The organism is Flagellimonas sp. MMG031 (assembly GCF_040112705.1).
GTDB lineage: Bacteria > Bacteroidota > Bacteroidia > Flavobacteriales > Flavobacteriaceae > Flagellimonas.
In genome coordinates, this window is the sequence record NZ_CP157804.1 from 3,396,541 (window position 1) to 3,418,217 (window position 21,677).

Below are 21,677 nucleotides of genomic sequence, written 5' to 3' on the forward strand. Positions count from 1 at the left end.
CATGAAACATCTTTTTATTGCGTTGCTCTTGGCCCCCTTTTTGGTTTTTGGGCAAACCGATAATCCGTTCAAGGACGAGGTAAAATCCATACAGCAAAAAAATGATTCCCTTTGGGATTCCTCTCGCCCAACCATTGTTTTTACCGGTAGTTCCAGTATCCGTTTTTGGAACGATGTCCAACAGCGGTTTCCCCAGCACCAAGTGCTCAATACGGGATTTGGAGGTTCCCAATTCTCGGATTTGGAGCTTTATTTGGATGAACTGATATTGAATTACAAGCCTGTAAAGGTCTTTATTTATGAAGGGGATAATGATATTTTCGCCAAAAAAAGGCCTCGAAAAATCCTGAAAAAGGCCGAAGCCATTCTAAATACCTTACAAGAACGAAACCCAAACATGGAAATTGTGCTGATTTCCGCCAAACCCAGTATTTCTCGCTGGAAATACCGTGGCAGGTATCGAAGATTGAACAGAAAACTGGACCGATTGGCATCCAAAACTGAAGGAATCGTTTTTGTCGATGTTTGGTACCCTATGTTGGACAACAGAAAGGTAAAGCAAGACATTTTTGTGGAGGATGGCCTGCACATGAACGAAAAAGGATATGACATCTGGTACGATGTCATCAAAAATTACATGGACTAAAACTAAACAAACGTGATTTACAGATCTATTTTGCTGTTCGTTGCAGTACTCTGCATAGCAGCTTGCCAAACCGAAAAAAGGGAAATCAACTTTCCTAAAACAGACCTAGCCAGTGCTCCGCTGATTCCAAAGCCCATTAAAACCATTTCCACGGGAAGTGCGTTTGGCTTGGATGCAGGTACTGCGATTTACACGACCACCACGGACCCCGAATTTGAAAAAGTAGGCCAGTTTTTATCCGATCAAATCAAGTCTAAAACAGGACTTGCCCTTGGGGTAAACACGCCATCCGAAGCCAACTTGGAGCGTTTGATCTACATCAACCAATCGGATAGTGTGGAATTGGACAATCCAGAGGCTTATCAACTTTATATTAAAAAAGATTCCATTTTATTGAATGCCAAGACCGCTGCGGGTGCTTTTAGAGGGGTACAAACACTTCGACAACTCATTCCCGAAAAAAGCAACGATACCCTTACGGACGGACGGATGTGGGTAATTCCCTCAGGAAAGATCATGGATGCCCCAAAATTTGGGTATCGCGGTTCCATGCTGGACGTAGCGAGACACTTTTTCACCGTGGAAGAGGTCAAAAAATATATTGATGCCCTCGCTTACTACAAGTTTAATACGCTACACCTGCACCTATCGGATGATCAAGGCTGGCGTATTGAAATCAAATCATGGCCCAAACTCACTGAGGTAGGCGGTGCCAGCGAAGTAGGTGGCGGCGAAGGTGGCTTTTACACCCAAGAGGAATACAAGGACATTGTTGCCTATGCTGCGGATAGACATATGACCATCGTTCCCGAAATCGATATGCCCGGGCACACCAATGCTGCTTCATTGAGCTATCCCTTTTTACACTATGCCGGTGCCGAGACTCCACGAGTAAGAACCGACATGAAGGTGGGTTACAGTTCGTTTGATGCCCAAAAAGATACGGTGTACAGCTTTTTGGATGATGTGATCGGCGAAATAGCTGCCATGACCCCTGGGCCCTACTTTCATATTGGAGGTGATGAAAGCCATGTGACCAAAAAAAGTGATTATATCCTTTTTGTGGAAAAAGTGGAAAAGATTGTCCAAAAACACAACAAAAGAATGATTGGATGGGATGAAATCGCCCAAGCCGATATTGACGCCAGTTCCATTGCCCAATTTTGGAACGAGCCTGAAAATGCACTTAAAGCTGCGGAAAACGGGTCCAAAATCATTATGTCGCCAGCTAAAAAGACCTATTTGGACATGAAATATGATTCCATTTCCGAATACGGTTTAAAATGGGCGGGGTACATTCCTGTTGATGTGGGTTACCAGTGGGATCCAGAAAGCTATGTGGAAGGACTTCCCGTAGAGCACATTTTGGGGATTGAAGCCCCGTTATGGTCCGAAACCATTAGTAACAGTGCCGAATTGGAGTATTTGGCCTTTCCTAGAGTGATCGGCTACGGCGAATTGGGATGGTCACCCAGCGAACATCTTAATTGGGACGACTACAAAGAACGCCTTACCGCACAGGTTCCCTATTTGGAAGCCATGGATATCAATTATTATCCAACAAAGTTGGTGGACTGGAACAAAGAATAGTGTTTATTCTTCCTCTTCGGAGGCAGACACAGTAGGTTCTTCAGCATCCTTTTCCGCTTCAACAAATTCAGTAATGTTGTTGTCGAGAAGGATGTTGTACCACTGTATAATCTTTTTGATGTCACTAGCGTACACACGGTCCTCATCATAATTGGGAAGTACCTCGAAGAAATATTCCTCCAACTCGATTTTGTCCGCCTTGTGGCTGATGGAGGTCTTTTTCCCATCTTCTTTCTCCTTGATTTTTTGGAACACTTCCTTTAAGGGAATCTCTTCCTCCAAGGTATAAATGGCTATTTCGGACAGCACGCTCACATTGCTTCGTAAACCAACGGTCACACGCTTGCCATCCAATAGGGATTCGCCAACAAAGCCACCTCGGGTTTGGGTCAATAATTTGTAAAGTCCTGGTTTACCTCCAATAGATAAAATCTTGTCTAATGCCATTCAAATAGTAATTTATGGGCGCAAAAATATGTTTTTATCGCAAACCGCGATTTTTTTAACGTCCTTTTTTGATATTGGGAAACCGCATCCGGTAGTCCACGCTGATCTTTCCTTTGGAAATCTTTTCCAAACGGCTTTTCAACAATCGTTTTTTAAGGGAAGAAAGCTTATCGGTGAACAAAATCCCCTCGATATGGTCGTATTCGTGCTGAATCACACGGGCCAATAGCCCATCAAAGGTTTCGGTGTGGGATTTAAAATCCTCATCCAAATAACTAATGGTGATTTCAGGCTTGCGCTTTACATCTTCCCGAATGTCGGGGATGCTCAAACAACCTTCATTAAAGTCCCATTCCTTTCCATTTTCATCCTCAATCTTGGCATTGATGAACACTTTTTTGAATCCATCGAGCTGTTTTTGTTCAGCTTCGGTCAGGTCTTCATCATCAGCAAAAGGCGTGGTGTCCACCAAAAAAACCCGAATGGGGAGCCCTACTTGGGGAGCGGCCAATCCAACCCCATGAGCGTTGTACATGGTCTCCCACATATTGGTGATCAATTCGTCAAGTTTGGGATAATCTTCCGTAATATCCTTTGCTTTTTTTCGCAAAACGGGGTCTCCGTAAGCTACTATCGGTAAAATCATAAATCAAAATCTGTTTAAGTAGGCCTGCAATATGAGCGTGGCGCTAATTTCGTCCACTAGGGCCTTATCCTTTCGTTTCTTCTTTTTCATTCCGCTGTCCAACATGGATTGAAATGCCATTTTGGAGGTAAATCGCTCATCTTGGCGTTCCACGGGGATCGAAGGAAACTTGGCCGTCAGCTTCTTCAAAAAGTTTTGGATGAGCACTTCGGACTCCGAGGCTGTGTTGTCCATTTGTTTGGGTAAACCCACCACAAATCGTTCAACGGATTCCTGTTGGGTGTATCCTTCCAAAAAGTCCAGCAAGTCTTTGGTCTCAACGGTCGTTAACCCAGAAGCGATCAACTGAAGTTCATCAGTAACCGCAATTCCTGTCCGTACCTTTCCAAAATCCAAAGCCAAAATTCTAGCCAAAACAATTTTTTGGCAAAAATAACCCTAAAAATGTTATGCACTTAAAAATGGGAACCATAATTCTGCCATGGGGCGTATCTTTGTCAAAACTTTAAGAAAAATGACAGAATTAAGAACGCTTATCGAGCAAGCGTGGGACAATAGGGCCTTATTGGAAGAGGGAAAGACGCAAGAGGCCATACGAGAAGTCATCAACCTGATCGACCTTGGCGAGCTTCGCTGTGCCGAGCCAACCACTGATGGATGGCAGATCAACGAATGGGTGAAAAAGGCGGTGGTGCTGTACTTCCCCATCCAAAAAATGGAAGTTTTGGAAGCTGGCATCTTTGAATATCATGATAAAATACCTTTGAAAAAGGGTTACAAAGAAAAAGGGGTCCGTGTGGTTCCCCATGCAGTGGCCAGGCACGGAGCCTATATTTCCAAAGGCACTATTTTGATGCCTAGTTACGTAAATATAGGTGCCTACGTAGATGAAGGAACCATGGTGGATACTTGGGCCACGGTGGGAAGTTGTGCACAAATTGGCAAAAACGTTCACTTAAGTGGTGGTGTTGGCATTGGTGGGGTTTTAGAACCTTTGCAGGCTGCCCCAGTGATCATTGAAGACAATGCCTTTATCGGTTCCCGATGTATTGTTGTTGAAGGTGTCCGCGTTGAGAAAGAGGCTGTTTTGGGCGCGAATGTGGTGCTAACGGCATCTACCAAAATCATTGATGTTACTGGAGAGGAACCTGTTGAAATTAAAGGTCGGGTTCCTGCAAGATCGGTAGTGATTCCTGGAAGCTATACGAAAAAATTCCCTGCAGGAGAATATCAAGTGCCCTGTGCCCTGATCATAGGCAAGCGCAAGGAAAGCACCGATAAGAAGACCTCCTTGAACAATGCCCTGCGCGAGCACGATGTAGCGGTATAGAATTCAAAGCTTTATAGTTTATTGGGACAGTCAATGTTGAACAATTTTGTTTACCTTGTCTGTCCTTTTCTATTTTATACATTTGGAAAAACATAAAGTCAACCTCCCTTAAAAAAAAGCTATTTGCAAAACACAGCTCAAATGCGGTTTTTGATTATTCAGCAAAAAATGGTCGGGGATGTGCTGGCAAGCACAATTCTTTGTGAACACCTAAAAACCCATTTCCCCGATTGCGAAGTCCACTACGTCATCAACGAATCTACTTTGGCGGTGGTGGAGGAAAATCCTTTTGTTGACAAAATCATTCTCTTTAAAAACGAATATCGGGAAAACAAGCTGGCATTCTTCAAGTTTTTAAAATCGTTGAAAAGAGAAAAGTACGATGCAACCATTGATGTTTACTGCAAACTGGAAAGCAATCTGATCAGTTATTATTCGAATGCCGATATAAAGATTTCCTATAAAAAATGGTATTCCAAGTTTATTTACACCCATTTGTTTTCCTACACCAACAACCCGAACACTACTTTGGGGCATGCGATTGAAAACAGGCTTATTTTGCTTGCTCCACTGATTCCAGAATTGAAACAGCCCAATCTGGCACCAAAAATATATCTGTGCACACCTGAAAAGGAGCAGGCCAAAAAACTACTGACCAATCATCAAATCGACACTTCCAAACCCTTAATTATGGTAGGCTTGTTGGGCAGTCAACCCAGTAAAACCTATCCGCTAGCGTATCTGGCAAAGACTTTAGATTTTATTTCGGAGCGGTATCAGGTGACCTTTTTGCTCAACTATTTGCCGCACCAAAGTGCAAGTTTGGACGAATTTCTGGATTATTGTTCGCCCAAAACGCGAAATAACATCAAGGAAGAGGTGTTTTGTCCTTCCTTGCGATCGTTTATGGCAATTTTGGACCAATGTGACGCATATATCGGAAATGAGGGTGGTAGCACCAACATGGCCAAAGCCATTGGTATTCCCAATTTTTCCATTTTTTCTCCATGGATTTCCAAGACCGCTTGGCTTACTTTTAACCAAAATCAGAAAAACCAAGCCGTACATTTAGCGGATTTTGCCCCAGAGATTTTGGAAATGCCCAAAAAGGAACGGAAAGCCAATGCCGAAGCATTGTATCAACAATTTAAACCTGAGTTGTTTTTGGAGCAATTAGACAGCTTTCTCCAAAGCGAAGTTGTTTCGGACCAATAGCACTTGATAGGATTCCATAACAATTTTCCAGCCATGCTCCAACATGTAGGCAATCACTAATTTACCCTTCCCTCCATTGGGCAAGTCGCAATCATCGATCAAAACAATGGTGTTTTCGTGCAACTGATCTGCTATTCGTTTAAACTCCTCCAAATGGTGTTCTTGGCTTTTCCGCTGAATTTCAACGTCATGTGAACTATAATCGTAACTGTCCAAATAGAGCATATCGACCGGTTGAGCAAAATCCTTAAGAAAATCCAACGAATCGGAATGGTGAAGGGTCACCGTATCCTGCAGGCCCTGTCGCTCCACTTCTGCACTGGAGTTGGCAATGGATTCCGAATTGATGTCCACCGAATGGAGCACTGCACCGTGCTCTTTTGCCCATTTTCCAAATACGATGGTGGCCGCACCATTGCTCTTGGCTCCTTTTAAACCTTCACGCGAGGTGCCGGTCTCAATAATCACTTTAGCGTTGATTTGCTCCATCAACTCCATGGTCTTCAGGAAAGTATCCCGTCTTTTTCGGAAATCGTATTTAAAGGGCATAAAGGGGTACAACGATTTATGTTTGATAAATTTACCCGTGAAAAAGGCAACAACACCCAAAGCAACTACGTAAAGAAGTATATCCATCTAAAAGAATTTCACAAATTTTAAAGCAACCCAAGATACATTTTCTCGTCTTCATAGTAAACCTAGAATATCAAAAAGAGGATTTTAACATAAAACGGGTAGGGAAATTATCCAGTTGATTGTTTGTAAGAAAAAGTCACTCACAAACAATTTTTAACCTGTTTTTTTGTTATAGCTTTGTAAAATACCAAAACACTACACCAATAAATATGGCTGGATTGCGCACCCCAAAGCAAAAATTATCAGCACTGATCATAACCTACAACGAAATGGGTTACATTGAAAAGTGTATCGACTCCGTTTCCTTTGCTGATGAAATCATCGTAGTAGATTCTTATAGCACCGATGGTACCTACGAGTACCTTTTGGACCACCCAAAAGTGACCGTAATCCAAAATCCTTTTGATAATTTCACTGCACAAAAATCATTCACACTTAAACAGACCTCAAATGATTGGGTTTTGTTTTTGGATGCGGATGAGGTAGTTACCGATAGTCTTGAAAAAGAAATTTTGCATACCATCAACCAGCCCGACGCCAAAGAAGCCTACTGGTTTTACCGCAAGTTTATGTTCCAAGATGAACCCCTTAACTTTAGTGGCTGGCAGACCGATAAAAACTATAGGCTCTTTCGCAAGAGCAAAGCCCATTTTACGGACCGAAAGATTGTACACGAAACATTGGTAGTGGATGGCGAATCCGGCATCCTACAGGAAAAATTAATCCATTTTTGCTACAAAAACTACGAAGATTACAAGGGCAAAATGCTCAAATATGGTCGTTTAAAGGCCAAAGAGGATTTTTATAAGGAGCGGCACTTCAATTACCTTTTGATGACGGTGAAACCCATCTGGAAATTCTTCAACCACTACATTCTCCGATTAGGAATCCTTGATGGCAAAAAAGGATGGACCATATGTTACTTGAACGCCCTTGGTGTTCTGGAACGGTTCAGGGAGCTGAAACGCTTGGAAAAGAAGAATGAACTAGCCTACTACTTGGTGATGCCGTAGTGTGTCCACACCAATTTTTGAGACCTTGTCTCTTTTCGGATAGCCTGATTTTTAGCAATGGATTCCGGTGTTTTATAACCCCTTTTGTGGTCTAAGTGCACACAAACCGCGCTATAACGCAGCTGTTTGGATTTAATCCCAAAATTAAATAATCGTTCGCCCAATTCACGATCTTGACCTCCGTACTGCATTCGCTCATCAAAGCCGTTCACATTCAAAATATCCTTTTTCCAGCCCGATGAATTATGGCCGTTCCAACTGGCGTTGGTCGGGGTAATGGTATTCAGCAGTTTGGAAATCATACCACTGGCAGTAAGTTTGTTGTTCTTAAAGGTTTTGGGTATCCCTTTTGCCTTTAGCCAATTAATATCGAAGCAATTCTGTTCTTCAATATCTTCCAAAGTGATCATTTTGGAAATGTTCATGGGCAACATATAATACCCCCCAGAAATAAAGTAACCCGGTTCTTTATTGATGTAATGCACCTCGACAAAATCTTCCCGAGGAATACAGTCACCATCTGTCATAATAATGTAGTCCGCGCTGCAGGCTTCCACCGCCTTGTTCAGTATACGTGATTTTTGAAAACCATCGTCCTCCTGCCACACATGCACAATTTTGTAAAAGACCTTTTCAGATAGCTCCTCCAACAATTGTTTGGTCTTGGGACCCGAGCCATCATCGGCCACCACCACCTCAAAATCCTTAAAGATTTGGCAATTGAAGCCCCACAACACTTTCTTTAGCCACTCCTCGGCGTTATAAGTGCTGATAATAACCGATATTTTTGGTGATTCTGTTTCCTCTGGGCTCATCTGGACAAAAATAGAAATATTAAATGTTATCTCATATCCTTAATTTTGTGATTCTAAACTTCCAGAATGAAGGTCAAGGAAATTCCAGTTTCACTTTTTCATCAAGCCAAGTTATCCTGGCAATCGCAGCGAAAGCTCATCGCTAACAAAAAGCAGGTCCCGGTCATCGTTTCCTTGGCTTCGATTCCTTCCAGACTAGGTATCGTACATCTTACCATCCGCAGCATACTCAATCAGGATGTGCTACCAGAGAAAATAGTGCTTTGGCTTCATGAAGATTTGAAGGACAGCATACCCAAATCACTGAACGTTTTGGTAGGCGACCTTTTTTCCATCAAATATGCAGACTATTTCAGCTCACACAGAAAATTGGTAGAACCCCTAAAACTGTATCCCAATAAAATAATCATTACCTGTGATGACGATATGATGTACCGAAAAAACTGGTTGTCCAAACTCTATCAGGCCCATGAAAACCATCCCGACCATATTGTAGCCAACCAAACGCGTTGCATTACTTACGGTAGCGATGGGGAACTCCTTTCCTACAAGGCGTGGAAACCGAACGAATCGGGATGCCAAAACCCATTATTGACACTCCCCATTGGTGCCGGAGGCACCTTATACCCGCCCGATTCCATGGATAAAACGGTTTTTAACCAAGAATTGTTCCTACAACTCACCCCAAAAGCCGATGATCTTTGGTTTAAGGCGATGGGACTCTTAAAAGGCACCAAATCCATTCAGGCCCAGAACAGCGGAAAGGAACCTATCCCGATTTGGGGGTCGCAGAAAGTTTCCCTGAAGAAAGGTAATATTGGTATGGACAAAAACAGAACACAATGGCAGGCATTGACCGACCATTTTCAACTAAAATTCGAAAACATTGATTGAAGAAATCAACAACTGTGTTAAGGTCCTACAAGAGGGCGGACTCATTGTCTACCCCACCGATACCGTTTGGGGCATTGGCTGCGACGCTACCAACCCCGAAGCGGTGCAAAAAATATATGCCCTAAAAAAACGGGAAAGTTCCAAACCGCTCATCTGTTTAGTTGCCAACCAAGCAATGCTGGAACGCCATGTAAAGGAAGTTCCCGATGTAGCTTATGATATCATGGACTTCGCCACCAAGCCCACCACCATTATTTTTGACCAACCCTTGGGCGTTGCGAAGAACCTGGTGGCCGAAGACAACACTTTGGGTATACGGGTCGCTTCAGATAAATTTTGCCAATACCTCATCAATAAATTCAGGAAACCCATCGTCTCCACTTCGGCCAATATTTCAGGCCAACCCCACCCAAAACAATTCAACGATATTCAACCAGAAATTTTAAAAGGAGTGGACTATGTGGTAAATTTGCAAAATGAAAATTTCAACCCTTCCCCCTCCTCTATCATTAAGTTGAGCAACGACGGACAGGTGAAGGTGATACGGGAATAACAATGGCGAAGGAATTCCATACAAAGGCAATACAACACCCTATTTTTAAACTCATTGGCGAAGCTTCGGACGAGCTGGGCATGGATGCCTATGTTATCGGGGGATTTGTCCGCGATTACTTTTTAAAACGTGGCACCCCAAAGGATATCGACATCGTGGCCATCGGAAGTGGTATCGAGCTGGCAAACAAAGTAGCCTCCAAACTACAGGGCAAGCCCGAGATATCGGTTTTCAAAAATTTTGGGACCGCCATGATCAAATACAAAGACCTTGAACTGGAATTCGTGGGCGCTCGCAAGGAAAGCTATAATCAGGATAGTCGAAAACCCATTGTGGAAGATGGCACCTTGGAAGATGACCAAAATCGTAGGGACTTTACCATCAATGCCATGGCCTTGGCGCTGAACTCATCCAATTTTGGAGAGCTTTTAGACCCCTTCGATGGTTTGGCCGATTTGGACAGACAACTGATTCGCACACCGTTGGAGCCCGGAATTACCTATTCCGATGACCCTTTGCGGATGATGCGCGCCATTCGCTTTGCGACCCAACTCCATTTTACAATTGAACTGCCCTCCTTACAGGCCATTGCAGAAAACAAGGAGCGCATTAAAATTGTGTCCAAGGAGCGCATTGTGGACGAACTCCATAAGATTTTGATGAGTTCCCAGCCCTCCCTTGGCTTTAAACTGATGCACCAAACCGAATTGTTGCCGCTCATTTTACCAGAGCTAACAGCACTGCAAGGCATCGAGGAAAAGGAAGGGCAACGCCATAAAGACAATTTCTGGCATACCCTTGAAGTGGTGGACAATATTGCGGAAACCACAGACAACCTTTGGTTGCGCTGGGCCGCCCTGCTGCACGATATTGGTAAGGCACCTACCAAAAAGTTCCACAAAAAAATCGGGTGGACCTTCCATGCACACGAATTTGTGGGGGCAAAAATGGTGTACAAACTCTTCAAAAGGTTACGGATGCCCTTGAACGAAAAGATGAAATTCGTTCAAAAAATGGTATTGATGAGTTCCAGACCCATCATCCTATCCGAAGACCACGTAACCGATTCTGCGGTTCGACGCTTGGTGTTCGATGCGGGAGAGCATGTGGAGGACCTAATGACCTTATGCGAAGCCGACATCACGACCAAAAACCCGAAGAAACAAAGAAAGTACAAGAACAATTTTAAGATAGTTCGACAAAAAATAGAGGAAGTTGAGGAAAGGGACCATATCCGAAACTTCCAGCCACCGGTTTCGGGAGAGGAAATCATGAAAACCTTCAACCTGAAACCCTCAAAAGAAATTGGGATCATTAAAGAGGCCATAAAAGAGGCCATATTGGAAGGTGAAATTCCTAACGAGTATGAAGCTGCCTACGACTTTATGTTGGAAAAAGGCAAGAAAATGAACCTTAAAGTCCACTCCGAATGAAAACGAACAAAGCTGTTGTGTATTGGTTGCTGACAGGATGTTTTCTCATCTTTGTCATGGTTTTGGTGGGCGGCATCACGCGCCTCACCCACTCTGGTCTCTCCATCTCCGATTATAAGCTTATCCAGGGTACCATCCCACCCATGAACGAGCAGGAATGGGAGGAAGCCTTTGAGCTGTACAAGCAATATCCGGAGTACCAAAAGCTTAATTATCATTTTGGTATTGAGGAATTTAAGGATATCTATTTTTGGGAATGGCTGCATCGGGTCATCGGTAGATTTATCGGCATTGTGTTCATTCTGCCCTTCCTCTACTTTTTGTTCACCAAAAAACTGGACAAGTCGACCATCAAAAAATGTTTGATTTTGCTCTTTATGGGCGGATTCCAAGGGTTCTTGGGTTGGTACATGGTAAAGAGTGGTCTTGTGGACCGCCCGGATGTATCGCACTATAGGTTGGCGGCCCACCTCACCACGGCCTTCCTCACCTTCGCCTATAGTTTATGGGTGGCGTTGGACCTTATCTATCCCCAAAAAAAGGAAATCCACAAAGGCATCCGAAACCTCATCAGAGCAGGATTGGTAGTGCTTCTTATACAAATTATCTGGGGAGCCTTTGTAGCGGGATTGGATGCAGGTTTTATCCATAACCATTGGCCCTTGATGAACGAAGGAAAACTGATGCATGAAACCGTTTACATTGAACAACAACCTGTCATCAAGAATTTTATCGAAGGAAGAAGTGGTGTACAATTTGTACACCGTTATTTGGCCTATGTTGTGGTGGGCTTCATTCTTTTGATATGGTTCAGGACACGGAAAATAGCGACCACACCAATTCAGGAAAATGGACTAAAAGCACTTTTGGTCATGATGTTTGTGCAGTTTTTACTGGGTGTGCTCACCTTGATCTATGCCGTTCCCATTTGGTTGGGGGTAGTGCATCAAATCGGGGCATTTTTCCTTTTGGCGGCCATGACTTTTACCTTGCACCGGTTCAGCAAATAAGGTCTAATTATTGTACCTTTGAACCCACTTTAAAATTTGATGGATGATTTATAAAATCAGGATAATACTTGATGCTGAGGAAGATATCTTTCGGGATATCGAAATTGAGGACCAGAGTAATCTGGAGGATTTCCATAATGCCATAACCCAAGCTTTTGGTTTTGAGGGAAGTGAAATGGCCTCCTTTTACACCTGTGACGAAGAATGGAACCAAGAAGAGGAAATTGCCCTGTTCGATATGAGCGAGAGCGGTTCCGATATCCGATTGATGAACGAAACATCCCTTGATGACGTTTTAACGGAGGACAACCCCAAAATGATCTACGTGTACGACTTTTTTAGCATGTGGACCTTTTTTGTGGAACTTGCGGACATTGTGGAAAAGGAAGATGGACGGGTATATCCCAACCTACTGTTCACTTTTGGCGAACTGCCAGATGCCCCACCAGAAAAGCAGTTTGAAGCCAAGCCCAGTGAGGACGAAGGTGACTTTGACGACCTCTTGGACCGCTACGATGATATGGACTTTGACGAAAACTGGAACTAAACCCCAAACTACGTTTTAACCTTTAACACCCTACCCAAAAAATGCTAAACCTATATTCGGCCCAAATCGAGAGCATATCGCTGCACCGCGTGGGCAATAAAAGCAAAAACGAATCCGCATTCCTATCTGCCGAACCCTTTTCACTGAACGATGAAATGGCCGGATTGCTCAAGGAATACTTTTTTAAGCCTTTTCGGGAAAAGGAGGAGAACTACTATAAGTTCAGTCACGAAGTGGATTTGGAATTCAATGAGGTTTGCGCTGCGGTAACGGGTATTTTTGAGAACCCTTCGGATAACCATAGGCTTTCCAAAAAGATTACCACCCACCTTTTTGAACAATCGAACCACCCCCATATTAAAAGTGGGGAGGTATACGTGGTGCATTTTTCGGATATGGTGATCGATAACCAAAAAACGGATGCCGTCGGGATTTTTAAAAGTGAATTGAAACACGATTTTCTGCAGTTTGAGGAAAAGGAACACAACTTGGAAATCTTGATTCGACAAGGCATCAATATCAACAAACTGGATAAGGGCTGCATTGTTTTTAATGTGCAAAAGGAAGAAGGGTACAAAGTACTTTCGGTGGATAGCAATCGCTACGATGCCAAGTACTGGCTGGAGAACTTTTTAGGCGTAGCTCCCATGACCGATGAGAACTTTTACACCAAAAACTACCTAAAGTTTTGTCAAAACTTTGCCAAGGATGTGGTGCTTCCGGCGGAGGACAAACAACAGGAGGTGATGTTCATGAACCGCGCGGTGAACCACTTCGCGAAAAACGACAATTTTGAGGAAACCTCATTTTTGAACGAGGTAATGGAAAACCCGGACCTGATTCCCGAGTTTAAGCACTACAAAGTGGAAAAAGGCCCCAAATATAGCATTGAGGACGTTTCCAATTTTGATATTGCCAATAAGGCGGTGAGTGATGCTCGTAAAAAAATCAAGAATGTCATCAATCTGGATACCAACATCCAAATCAAGTTGGACTTTATCAACCCAGAATCCGCTGAAAAGTTTGTGGAAAAGGGATGGGACGAGGAGCGCCAGATGTACTACTATTTAGTGTACTTCAACAAGGAACAGAAAAGCTAGAACTTTTTGTCGATAATCTGTTTCATGCTCACGTCTTCGTAATTTCGCTTCACGAAGTCAAGTGCATGGATAAGTACTTCTCCCATAGTTTTGCTATCCCTAAAATTGATATCCCCCGTAAGGTCCAACAACTGACTTTTGAGCAATTCCGTGTTTTCGGATGGAGCAATGTTGTCCTCTTTGCAGACCTCCAATAGCCTTTTGAGCCTTCGGCCCCAACTCAATATCCGTTTGGCGATAATGGAGCGTTCCTCCACTATATATTGGTTCACCGAATCGACCGTTAATTTGCTCTGCACCAAATCGACCATCACCTTGTTTTCCTTAAAAAATTGGGGGCGGTACACCTTTATTTTTCCTTCGTAGCATTGCTGGTCAAAATCGATGGCCCTGATTTTATAGTTCACGCTATCAAAATCGTGGGTAGGAACAATTACGTAGTTATACGAGCGCATATCGCCCAACAGGCGAATCATGCAACGCTCATTGAACTTCACAAATTCCTTGGCAATTTGCGCCTTATCGAACTCGGAACATTCCGGTAGGTTCTTCTTGAAAAAAACATCCCCAGGGATGCCTACGATGTGTTCCTCGATAAGCGTATTTTCATAAATGACGAAGTTCAAGTTGTACGGAGATAGCATGTGCTCCAGTTCCAAACCATAAACACGGGAGGCATCGGTCTTCTTTACATAGAACAGGGTGTAGTTGTCGTTCAATATATTACGCACTTTGATTCGGAAAGGTTTCGAGTTCCCAAACGTGCAGTAATCCACATAGTCCACATTGAGATATTGGAAAATCTTATCACTACCATCCGATACAAAATTGGAATAGACCCTTTTCAGCGCCAAGTCGATTTCATCGCGATCGAACTCGGGATAAAAAACCCTTACCCATAGGGTATCCTCATCGTTGGCATCATAAACGGCAACACTTCCCGAGAACCGGAGCAGGTCATCATAATGGATGGGAATCTCAATCTTTCGATTGTAATATTCCAAGTATTCATCCAGCTCCTCGTTTATGGGATAAGCCGGTTTTTTCTTCGACATCAACTTTTCTTCGGACATTGTATTCGATTATTTTGTAACAATTTTCACTAATCATCGTCAAGTTAGTATAAACCATTCAAAAAACGATAGCATCTTTTGGAAACAATACTTACCGTAAACCATCTCACCAAAAAATTTGGGTATCTCACCGCCGTGAAGGACCTTTCCTTTTCTATTGAAAAAGGGAATGTCTATGGCATTTTGGGACCCAATGGCAGTGGAAAATCTACCACGCTGGGCATTATTCTCAATGTAGTCAACCGAACTTCAGGGGAATTCAGTTGGTTTGATGGCACCACCTCCACCCACGACGCCCTTAAAAAAGTAGGCGCCATTATCGAGCGTCCCAATTTTTATCCTTACATGGATGCCATCCAGAATTTGCGGTTGGTCTGTAAAATCAAGGATGTACCCGAAACCAAGATTCAAGAAAAATTGGAGTTGGTAGGTTTGTGGGACCGGCGCAACAGTAAGTTCAAGACCTATTCGTTGGGGATGAAGCAGCGTATGGCCATCGCCTCTGCCCTGCTCAACGACCCTGAAATCCTGATCTTGGACGAGCCTACCAACGGTTTGGACCCGCAAGGAATTCATCAGATTCGGGAAATCATTAAAAAAATTGCCGGTCAGGGCACTACCATCTTATTGGCTTCGCACCTGCTGGACGAGGTGGAAAAAGTATGTTCGCACGTTATCATTCTTCGAAAAGGGGAAAACCTATATTCTGGTCCAGTGGACAGTATGCTGGCAAGCCATGGCTTTTTTGAGCTGCGCTGTGACGATTTGGACCAATTGCAGTCACTTCTTGAAAAAAGTGCCAGTTTTGGAAAAATCGAAAACTTCAACGGAACGCTTACGGCTTATTTGAAAGAGGAAATGGATGCACAAAGTTTGAACAAAATGCTGTTCGATAAAGGCATTGTGCTGTCACACCTCGTTAAAAGAAAAGAAAGCCTGGAAGAGCAATTTTTAACCCTGACCAAGAACCAATAATCAAAAAACGAATGTTACGTCTCCTACAAATAGAATTTATAAAACTTTGGAACAATAGGGCCAGCAAGGTGCTGATCATCTCTTATTTTGTGCTCCTTACCTCAATCGCCCTTATTGCTGCCATAAAGTTTGATATTGGCCCGGTACAGTTTCACTTGGCCGACCAAGGAATTTTTAATTTTCCATATATCTGGCACTTCAACACTTTTGTTACAGCACTGTTTAAACTGTTTTTGGCGATTGTCATAGTGTCCATGATGTCCAACGAATACAGTAACAAGACCATCAAACAAAACCTGATCGATGGATTGTCCAAAAAGGAATTTATTCTGTCCAAGGTACTCACGGTGATTTCCTTTGCATTGATTTCCACAGTATTTGTGTTTGTGGTTTCGATGATTCTTGGCTTGATATATTCCGATTACAACGAGGTTTCCATCATCTTCTCCGATATGGAATTTTTGCCTGCATTCTTTTTTAAACTGGTTGCCTTTTTTTCTTTCTGTCTCTTCTTGGGGATTTTGGTCAAACGTTCGGCCTTTGCCCTAGGGTTTCTCATTCTTTGGACCATTTTGGAACAAGTCGTGTTTGGTCTATTGGGCTGGAAGGTGATGAGCTGGGAAGCTGCCAAATCGGTCAAACGCTTTTTTCCATTGGAATCGATGGGCAACATGATCAAAGAACCTTTTACAAGACTCTCTGCTGTACAAAACATCGGTCAACAGATTGGGGAGGACATGAAATTCGATTATCATGTGTATTGGTATGAGTTTCTGATCGTCATCGTTTGGACAGCCATTTTTATCTATTTATCCTACGCATTATTGAAGAAACGTGATTTGTAGTATCTTGTGAGATGCACATAATCATGTAAATGCTGAGCAGATTATACATTTTCTTGGTCCTTTTGATGGGCCTATCCACCTATGCACAGGAGTGCCCCAATATGGTATTCCCGGCCAATGGCGCTACCAATGTCCCTTTGAATGCCACCATTGACTGGGAATCTGTGGATGGAGTGCCTTCTTATAATATCACCTTGGGCACGACACCAGGTGGTGATGATATTTTAAGCTCTCAATTTGCGGGAGGCTCCTCCTACACCCCGCCACTGGGCCTACCGGCAAATACGACCATTTATGTGACCATTACATTGTTCTTTTTCAACCAACCCAACATTACCTGTCCCAGTACTACTTTTACCACAGAGCCTTTGACGGCGATACCCAATTGCACACAGGTGACCAATCCACCGGATATGGCCGCGGACATTAACCCCAACACCAATATTTCATGGCAATATGCGTATGGTGCTACGGGATATTTCCTAAGCCTGGGCACTACGCCAGGGGGAACGGAACTGCTCAATAATCTGGACGTGGGCAATACACTTTCGTACAATCCCACCATGGAATTGCAGGAACAGACCACTTTTTATGCCACGGTTACTCCGTACAACCCATTGGGCAATGCCGTTGGCTGTACGTTTCAGCAATTCACCACCAGAGAGGCATCGGACATACCGGATTGTAGCACGATCATCTACCCACAGAACGGGGAGACCAACGTACCGCTTTCCCCTTTATTGGAATGGAGTGCCGTCCCGGACGCCACTGGTTACACTGTGACCATTGGCACTACACCCATAGCAACCGATATTTTGGATGGTGCCATTTTTAATACCAATTCCACCCCTGTGGTGAATTTTGAGCCTAACAAAACCTTTTTTATCACCATTGTTCCCTTTAACGATGCCGGGCAGGCCGAAGGCTGTGTCCAAACCAGTTTCTCTACACTTTTGGGCTGTGGGCCCTATTTGGATTTTCAGTCTGGTGAATATATTACCATAAACCCGGTCATTGATTTTCCGGAGACTTTTTCGTCCTGCGAAAATGAGGGTCCGCTGGTTATCGCTTCCGATGACGTTGCCGAAGGCTATCGTTGGTACCAAATTGACCAATTTGGCAACGAGAATATTATATCCTCCACCAGTGAGGTAACCATTACCGAAAACGGCACCTATCGCTACGAAGCGTACAATACCGTGGTCCAGAATGGGAATTTTATTGAGTGCCCCTCCTCCCAAGTTTTTGAGGTGCTCTCGTCCGAACGACCAACCATCGATAATATTCTGGCCCGAAGAACGGGCCAATCCCTGCAATTGACCGTTATCGTCTCTGGAAACGGTGATTATGAGTATGCCATTGACAATAGCAATGGACCTTATTCCGATAGCAACATTTTTACGAATGTTGCTTTGGGAAATCACACTATTTATGTACGGGATAAAAATGGCTGCGGCATTGCCGAAAGATTGTTTACCCAAGATTTGACCGTGGAAGGTTTTCCAAAGTTTTTTACGCCGAATGGGGACACCATCAACGATTATTGGCAATTCATCCAGCCTAGGGGTTCCGACCCCGTCACTTTTCAGAGCATTCGGATTTTTGATCGGTTTGGTACCTTTTTAAAGCAAATTTCCCAAGATTCGCAGGGATGGGACGGCACAGTTCGTGGGAATCGGTTACCATCGGGCGACTATTGGTTTTTGGCGGTGGATGATACCAATCGCGAATACAAGGGGCATTTTACCCTAAAACGATAATATCTCCTTTTTGCTTCATTTTGGGACAAGCCTTTAGTATTTTTAACCCATGAAATTCCAGGTAGTATCCGAATTTAAGCCTACGGGCGATCAACCCGAAGCCATACGCCAATTGGTCGAAGGCATTGAGGGAAATACACGACACCAAACGCTGCTAGGGGTAACGGGTTCTGGAAAAACCTTTACCGTAGCCAATGTGGTGGAATCGGTGCAAAAACCTACCTTGGTTCTCGCGCACAACAAGACCTTGGCCGCACAATTATATTCCGAGTTCAAGCAGTTTTTTCCAAAAAATGCGGTGGAATACTTTGTATCCTATTACGATTACTATCAACCGGAGGCCTATATTCCCACTAGTGGATTATACATAGAAAAGGACCTTTCCATCAATGAGGATATTGAAAAACTGCGATTGAGCACCACTTCTTCCCTCTTGTCAGGAAGGCGGGATGTATTGGTGGTCGCCTCCGTTTCATGCCTTTACGGTATTGGTAACCCCATCGAATTCCAGAAGAATGTCATCACCATCCACCGAGACCAGGTAATCTCCAGGACCAAATTCCTAAAACAATTGGTGCAAAGTCTTTACGCTCGCACCACTGCCGATTTCAGGAACGGTAATTTTAGGGTAAAGGGTGATGTGGTGGACGTTTTCCCCGGATACGCCGACCACGCGTTCCGCATCCATTTTTTTGGGGATGAAATTGAGGAAATCGAGGCACTGGACCCTTTCAACAACAAAGTCATTGAGATATACGATACCCTGAATATCTACCCAGCGAACATGTTCGTTACCTCTCCCGATGTGCTTCAAAATGCAATTCGCGAAATTCAGGATGATTTGGTGAAGCAAGTGGATTACTTTAAGGAAATTGGACGACCATTGGAGGCGAAACGTTTGGAGGAGCGAACCAATTTTGATTTGGAAATGATCCGTGAGTTGGGCTACTGCTCGGGAATCGAAAACTACTCCAGATATTTGGATGGAAGAAAACCAGGTACCAGACCGTTCTGTCTACTGGATTATTTCCCTGATGATTACTTGATGGTGGTGGATGAAAGCCATGTGACCATACCCCAAGTGCATGCTATGTACGGTGGCGACCGTTCCCGAAAGGAGAACTTGGTGGAATATGGTTTCCGACTACCTGCTGCCATGGACAACCGTCCTCTAAAGTTTGAAGAATTTGAGGCCCTTCAGAATCAAGTGCTTTATGTTAGCGCCACACCCGCCGATTACGAACTTGAATTGAGCGAAGGGGTTTATGTGGAACAAATTATCCGCCCTACAGGTTTGTTGGACCCCGTGATAGAAGTCCGCCCCAGCGAAAACCAGATTGATGATTTGGTGGAGGAAATCCAACAACGAGTAGAACTGGATGAACGTACCTTGGTGACCACCTTGACCAAACGAATGGCCGAGGAGCTTACCAAGTATCTGTCCCGTATCGATGTTCGCTGCCGCTACATCCACAGTGATGTGGATACCTTGGAACGGGTAGAAATTATGCAGGATTTAAGAAAGGGGTTATTTGATGTACTCATTGGGGTGAACTTGCTGAGGGAGGGACTAGATCTGCCCGAAGTATCGCTTGTAGCCATATTGGATGCGGACAAGGAAGGTTTTTTGCGAAGCAACCGCTCCCTGACGCAAACGGTGGGCCGTGCTGCACGTAATTTGAACGGCAAGGCCATCATGTACGCCGATACCATTACCGAGAGTATGCAAAAGACCATCGACGAGACCAATTATCGTAGGGAAAAACAGATGGCTTACAACAAGGAAAACAACATTACCCCCACAGCCTTGAAGAAAAACCTCGATAGTGCCCTGGCCAAAAACTCCGTCTCTACCTATCATTTTCAAAAGGAAGAACTACGAGCTGCCGAACCTGATTTAAAATATATTACTGAGGACCAAAAGGAGAAACTGATCAGGGAAAAGCGAAAGGCTATGGAAAAGGCGGCCAAGGAGCTCAATTTCATGGAGGCGGCCAAACTTCGGGACGAAATCAAAATGCTACAGGAGAAGGAATAAAAAAACGCGCCCCTGCAAAGCAGGAGCGCGTCCCAAACTAACCAACTAATCCAACCATCATGAAACACCTATAGTTGGTGTTCTGTTGTCTTATGCGATTTCAATCAATCTTTTTGGTTTTGGCAATGCCTCTTGTTTTTTCGGCAAGGTCAATTTCAAAATTCCATCCTCGTATTTGGCGTCGATTTTAGAGCCATCCACAGTTTCAGGAAGTGTAAAGGCTCTTTTAAATGAACTATATGAGAACTCTTTGCGTGTGTAATTCTCATTTTTATCTTCATTTTCAGTCTTGATTTCACTTGAAATAGTCAATACGTCGTTATCGATTTCCACGGTGAAATCGTCCTTTTTCATGCCTGGGACTGCCAATTCCAATTCAAACCCTTCGGTATTGTCCTTAATATTGACAGCTGGCATGGTAGCGTTCCATTTTTCGGTTCCTCCGAACCAATCGGGTCCCATAAAATCGTTCATCAATGATGGAAAAAACAGGTTATTTCTTTTTACTATACTCATGGCGATTCAATTTTAGTTAAACTTTGTAATCACACAGTATAAGTCAAATCATATACCAATTCAGAATAACTGACTTTTTGGCAGTTTTAAAAAGAAATAAGGTGTCATTGTGACATTAATTGTAATGCGCCCTGAAAATATTGATCAGTATATTGGGCGGAACAATCTTGTCGGGGTAGCGGTGCATCACCTCCAAAACCTGACTGATGGCCGCAGGAGGCAGGCCCATTCGGAGCCCGATATTGTAAAGTCTGTCGATTTCCTTTTTATGCTGCTCATCGTCGATGTTCATAAGGAGCATCAATCGGTGAAACTGTACTATTCGATCGGCCTGGGTTTTTAAGCGGACCTTGGGTGGTCTTTCCTTTAAGAGCCCTTTGAAGGTATCCTCATCCACACCTAGACTCCTGGCAACTTGAAGCAAAAAGTCATACTCGGATTGCTTTAGGGAATGATCTACCCTAGCAAAGGCGATCATCTCCGAAAGTATACTTAATTTTTCCTCATAAGTTCCCATATGTTGAGGTTTTGGTTTGTTGCTCCACTTACATAACTCCAAAACCTTCATTTTAGTACACAAAAAAGCCCTGAAAAT

23 protein-coding genes are annotated in these 21,677 nt (G+C 43.6%); 15 read left to right on the top strand and 8 right to left on the bottom strand.

The genetic code is table 11. The annotated features are described in order from the left end of the window. Nucleotide 1 precedes the first annotated feature (1 nt). Complete coding sequence (locus ABNE31_RS15400) at nt 2-646, top strand: GDSL-type esterase/lipase family protein (RefSeq protein ID WP_349351771.1); 645 nt, start codon at nt 2-4, stop codon at nt 644-646. Nucleotides 647-658: 12 nt separating this feature from the next. Beyond that, complete coding sequence (locus tag ABNE31_RS15405; RefSeq protein WP_349351772.1) at nt 659-2,236, top strand: family 20 glycosylhydrolase; 1,578 nt, start codon at nt 659-661, stop codon at nt 2,234-2,236. A gap of 3 nt (nt 2,237-2,239) precedes the next feature. Here the strand turns inward: ABNE31_RS15405 and ABNE31_RS15410 are convergent, their stop codons facing one another. The 3 genes from ABNE31_RS15410 to ruvX are packed head-to-tail and all read right to left on the bottom strand — an operon-like array spanning nt 2,240 to nt 3,743. After that, nucleotides 2,240-2,683: a DUF5606 domain-containing protein gene (locus ABNE31_RS15410; protein WP_179384207.1), complete on the bottom strand. Its 444-nt coding sequence runs from the start codon at nt 2,681-2,683 to the stop codon at nt 2,240-2,242. 55 nt (nt 2,684-2,738) lie between these two features. After that, on the bottom strand, nt 2,739-3,329 hold the full coding sequence (gene def, locus ABNE31_RS15415) for a peptide deformylase (RefSeq protein ID WP_349351773.1): 591 nt from the start codon (nt 3,327-3,329) through the stop codon (nt 2,739-2,741). A 3-nt stretch (nt 3,330-3,332) separates the two neighbouring features. After that, nucleotides 3,333-3,743: a Holliday junction resolvase RuvX gene (ruvX, locus tag ABNE31_RS15420; RefSeq protein ID WP_293284520.1), complete on the bottom strand. Its 411-nt coding sequence runs from the start codon at nt 3,741-3,743 to the stop codon at nt 3,333-3,335. Nucleotides 3,744-3,843: 100 nt separating this feature from the next. On the opposite strand from ruvX, the gene ABNE31_RS15425 reads away from it, so the two are divergent. Both ABNE31_RS15425 and ABNE31_RS15430 read left to right on the top strand, forming a co-directional pair. Then, complete coding sequence (locus ABNE31_RS15425; RefSeq protein ID WP_349351774.1) at nt 3,844-4,659, top strand: 2,3,4,5-tetrahydropyridine-2,6-dicarboxylate N-succinyltransferase; 816 nt, start codon at nt 3,844-3,846, stop codon at nt 4,657-4,659. 141 nt (nt 4,660-4,800) lie between these two features. Beyond that, nucleotides 4,801-5,874, top strand: coding sequence for a glycosyltransferase family 9 protein (locus ABNE31_RS15430; protein WP_349351775.1), 1,074 nt, complete (start codon nt 4,801-4,803; stop codon nt 5,872-5,874). Here the strand turns inward: ABNE31_RS15430 and ABNE31_RS15435 are convergent. Further along, complete coding sequence (locus tag ABNE31_RS15435; protein WP_349351776.1) at nt 5,833-6,510, bottom strand: class I SAM-dependent methyltransferase; 678 nt, start codon at nt 6,508-6,510, stop codon at nt 5,833-5,835. The genes ABNE31_RS15430 and ABNE31_RS15435 overlap by 42 nt on opposite strands. 209 nt (nt 6,511-6,719) lie before the next feature. On the opposite strand from ABNE31_RS15435, the gene ABNE31_RS15440 reads away from it, so the two are divergent. Next, nucleotides 6,720-7,523, top strand: a complete 804-nt coding sequence (locus tag ABNE31_RS15440; protein WP_349351777.1) for a glycosyltransferase family 2 protein — start codon at nt 6,720-6,722, stop codon at nt 7,521-7,523. Here the strand turns inward: ABNE31_RS15440 and ABNE31_RS15445 are convergent. Further along, complete coding sequence (locus tag ABNE31_RS15445) at nt 7,505-8,338, bottom strand: glycosyltransferase family 2 protein (RefSeq protein WP_293284510.1); 834 nt, start codon at nt 8,336-8,338, stop codon at nt 7,505-7,507. The two genes, ABNE31_RS15440 and ABNE31_RS15445, sit on opposite strands and share 19 nt — an antisense overlap. 66 nt (nt 8,339-8,404) lie before the next feature. Between ABNE31_RS15445 and ABNE31_RS15450 the strand changes: the two genes are divergently transcribed. From ABNE31_RS15450 to ABNE31_RS15475, 6 genes are read left to right on the top strand one after another with little or no spacing between them, the layout of a single operon-like run. Further along, on the top strand, nt 8,405-9,232 hold the full coding sequence (locus ABNE31_RS15450; protein WP_349351778.1) for a zinc-binding alcohol dehydrogenase: 828 nt from the start codon (nt 8,405-8,407) through the stop codon (nt 9,230-9,232). Next, nucleotides 9,225-9,785 carry an L-threonylcarbamoyladenylate synthase gene (locus ABNE31_RS15455; protein ID WP_349351779.1) on the top strand — a complete coding sequence of 187 codons (561 nt, stop codon included), beginning with the start codon at nt 9,225-9,227 and terminating at the stop codon, nt 9,783-9,785. Before ABNE31_RS15450 ends, ABNE31_RS15455 begins: the two co-directional genes overlap by 8 nt. Nucleotides 9,786-9,787: 2 nt before the next feature. Beyond that, entirely contained in the window at nt 9,788-11,218 is a 1,431-nt protein-coding gene (locus ABNE31_RS15460) for an HD domain-containing protein (RefSeq protein ID WP_349351780.1), read from the top strand. Further along, entirely contained in the window at nt 11,215-12,228 is a 1,014-nt protein-coding gene (locus ABNE31_RS15465; RefSeq protein ID WP_349351781.1) for a COX15/CtaA family protein, read from the top strand. Before ABNE31_RS15460 ends, ABNE31_RS15465 begins: the two co-directional genes overlap by 4 nt. 43 nt (nt 12,229-12,271) lie before the next feature. Next, nucleotides 12,272-12,775: a hypothetical protein gene (locus tag ABNE31_RS15470; RefSeq protein WP_179384219.1), complete on the top strand. Its 504-nt coding sequence runs from the start codon at nt 12,272-12,274 to the stop codon at nt 12,773-12,775. 41 nt (nt 12,776-12,816) lie between these two features. Then, nucleotides 12,817-13,875, top strand: coding sequence for a nucleoid-associated protein (locus ABNE31_RS15475; protein WP_349351782.1), 1,059 nt, complete (start codon nt 12,817-12,819; stop codon nt 13,873-13,875). On the opposite strand, the gene ABNE31_RS15480 is transcribed toward ABNE31_RS15475, so the two are convergent. Next, nucleotides 13,872-14,948, bottom strand: coding sequence for a hypothetical protein (locus tag ABNE31_RS15480; protein ID WP_179384221.1), 1,077 nt, complete (start codon nt 14,946-14,948; stop codon nt 13,872-13,874). The genes ABNE31_RS15475 and ABNE31_RS15480 overlap by 4 nt on opposite strands. Before the next feature lie 78 nt (nt 14,949-15,026). On the opposite strand from ABNE31_RS15480, the gene ABNE31_RS15485 reads away from it, so the two are divergent. From ABNE31_RS15485 to uvrB, 4 genes are read left to right on the top strand one after another with little or no spacing between them, the layout of a single operon-like run. Next, a complete protein-coding gene (locus ABNE31_RS15485) occupies nt 15,027-15,923 on the top strand; it encodes an ABC transporter ATP-binding protein (RefSeq protein WP_179384222.1) in 897 nt (298 codons plus the stop codon). Nucleotides 15,924-15,934: 11 nt separating this feature from the next. Then, complete coding sequence (locus ABNE31_RS15490) at nt 15,935-16,768, top strand: ABC transporter permease subunit (protein ID WP_179384223.1); 834 nt, start codon at nt 15,935-15,937, stop codon at nt 16,766-16,768. A gap of 29 nt (nt 16,769-16,797) precedes the next feature. Beyond that, complete coding sequence (locus ABNE31_RS15495; RefSeq protein WP_349351783.1) at nt 16,798-18,528, top strand: T9SS type B sorting domain-containing protein; 1,731 nt, start codon at nt 16,798-16,800, stop codon at nt 18,526-18,528. Between the two features lie 49 nt (nt 18,529-18,577). Beyond that, nucleotides 18,578-20,566: an excinuclease ABC subunit UvrB gene (uvrB, locus tag ABNE31_RS15500; protein WP_179384225.1), complete on the top strand. Its 1,989-nt coding sequence runs from the start codon at nt 18,578-18,580 to the stop codon at nt 20,564-20,566. A 90-nt stretch (nt 20,567-20,656) separates the two neighbouring features. Here the strand turns inward: uvrB and ABNE31_RS15505 are convergent, their stop codons facing one another. Together ABNE31_RS15505 and ABNE31_RS15510 are read right to left on the bottom strand one after the other, a co-directional pair. Then, nucleotides 20,657-21,082, bottom strand: coding sequence for an Hsp20/alpha crystallin family protein (locus ABNE31_RS15505; protein ID WP_127141373.1), 426 nt, complete (start codon nt 21,080-21,082; stop codon nt 20,657-20,659). A 115-nt stretch (nt 21,083-21,197) separates the two neighbouring features. Further along, entirely contained in the window at nt 21,198-21,599 is a 402-nt protein-coding gene (locus ABNE31_RS15510) for a TerB family tellurite resistance protein (RefSeq protein WP_349351784.1), read from the bottom strand. Between the last annotated feature and the right edge of the window lie 78 nt (nt 21,600-21,677).

What these genes read in the sequence shown, in the direction of transcription:
- ABNE31_RS15400 (WP_349351771.1), top strand. Translation starts at nt 2, where the DNA reads ATGAAACATCTTTTTATTGCGTTGCTCTTGGCCCCCTTTTTGGTTTTT.
- ABNE31_RS15410 (WP_179384207.1), bottom strand. Translation starts at nt 2,683, where the DNA reads ATGGCATTAGACAAGATTTTATCTATTGGAGGTAAACCAGGACTTTAC.
- def (WP_349351773.1), bottom strand. Translation starts at nt 3,329, where the DNA reads ATGATTTTACCGATAGTAGCTTACGGAGACCCCGTTTTGCGAAAAAAA.
- ABNE31_RS15425 (WP_349351774.1), top strand. Translation starts at nt 3,844, where the DNA reads ATGACAGAATTAAGAACGCTTATCGAGCAAGCGTGGGACAATAGGGCC.
- ABNE31_RS15430 (WP_349351775.1), top strand. Translation starts at nt 4,801, where the DNA reads ATGCGGTTTTTGATTATTCAGCAAAAAATGGTCGGGGATGTGCTGGCA.
- ABNE31_RS15435 (WP_349351776.1), bottom strand. Translation starts at nt 6,510, where the DNA reads ATGGATATACTTCTTTACGTAGTTGCTTTGGGTGTTGTTGCCTTTTTC.
- ABNE31_RS15440 (WP_349351777.1), top strand. Translation starts at nt 6,720, where the DNA reads ATGGCTGGATTGCGCACCCCAAAGCAAAAATTATCAGCACTGATCATA.
- ABNE31_RS15445 (WP_293284510.1), bottom strand. Translation starts at nt 8,338, where the DNA reads ATGAGCCCAGAGGAAACAGAATCACCAAAAATATCGGTTATTATCAGC.
- ABNE31_RS15450 (WP_349351778.1), top strand. Translation starts at nt 8,405, where the DNA reads ATGAAGGTCAAGGAAATTCCAGTTTCACTTTTTCATCAAGCCAAGTTA.
- ABNE31_RS15460 (WP_349351780.1), top strand. Translation starts at nt 9,788, where the DNA reads ATGGCGAAGGAATTCCATACAAAGGCAATACAACACCCTATTTTTAAA.
- ABNE31_RS15465 (WP_349351781.1), top strand. Translation starts at nt 11,215, where the DNA reads ATGAAAACGAACAAAGCTGTTGTGTATTGGTTGCTGACAGGATGTTTT.
- ABNE31_RS15470 (WP_179384219.1), top strand. Translation starts at nt 12,272, where the DNA reads ATGATTTATAAAATCAGGATAATACTTGATGCTGAGGAAGATATCTTT.
- ABNE31_RS15475 (WP_349351782.1), top strand. Translation starts at nt 12,817, where the DNA reads ATGCTAAACCTATATTCGGCCCAAATCGAGAGCATATCGCTGCACCGC.
- ABNE31_RS15480 (WP_179384221.1), bottom strand. Translation starts at nt 14,948, where the DNA reads ATGTCCGAAGAAAAGTTGATGTCGAAGAAAAAACCGGCTTATCCCATA.
- ABNE31_RS15490 (WP_179384223.1), top strand. Translation starts at nt 15,935, where the DNA reads ATGTTACGTCTCCTACAAATAGAATTTATAAAACTTTGGAACAATAGG.
- ABNE31_RS15495 (WP_349351783.1), top strand. Translation starts at nt 16,798, where the DNA reads ATGCTGAGCAGATTATACATTTTCTTGGTCCTTTTGATGGGCCTATCC.
- uvrB (WP_179384225.1), top strand. Translation starts at nt 18,578, where the DNA reads ATGAAATTCCAGGTAGTATCCGAATTTAAGCCTACGGGCGATCAACCC.
- ABNE31_RS15505 (WP_127141373.1), bottom strand. Translation starts at nt 21,082, where the DNA reads ATGAGTATAGTAAAAAGAAATAACCTGTTTTTTCCATCATTGATGAAC.
- ABNE31_RS15510 (WP_349351784.1), bottom strand. Translation starts at nt 21,599, where the DNA reads ATGGGAACTTATGAGGAAAAATTAAGTATACTTTCGGAGATGATCGCC.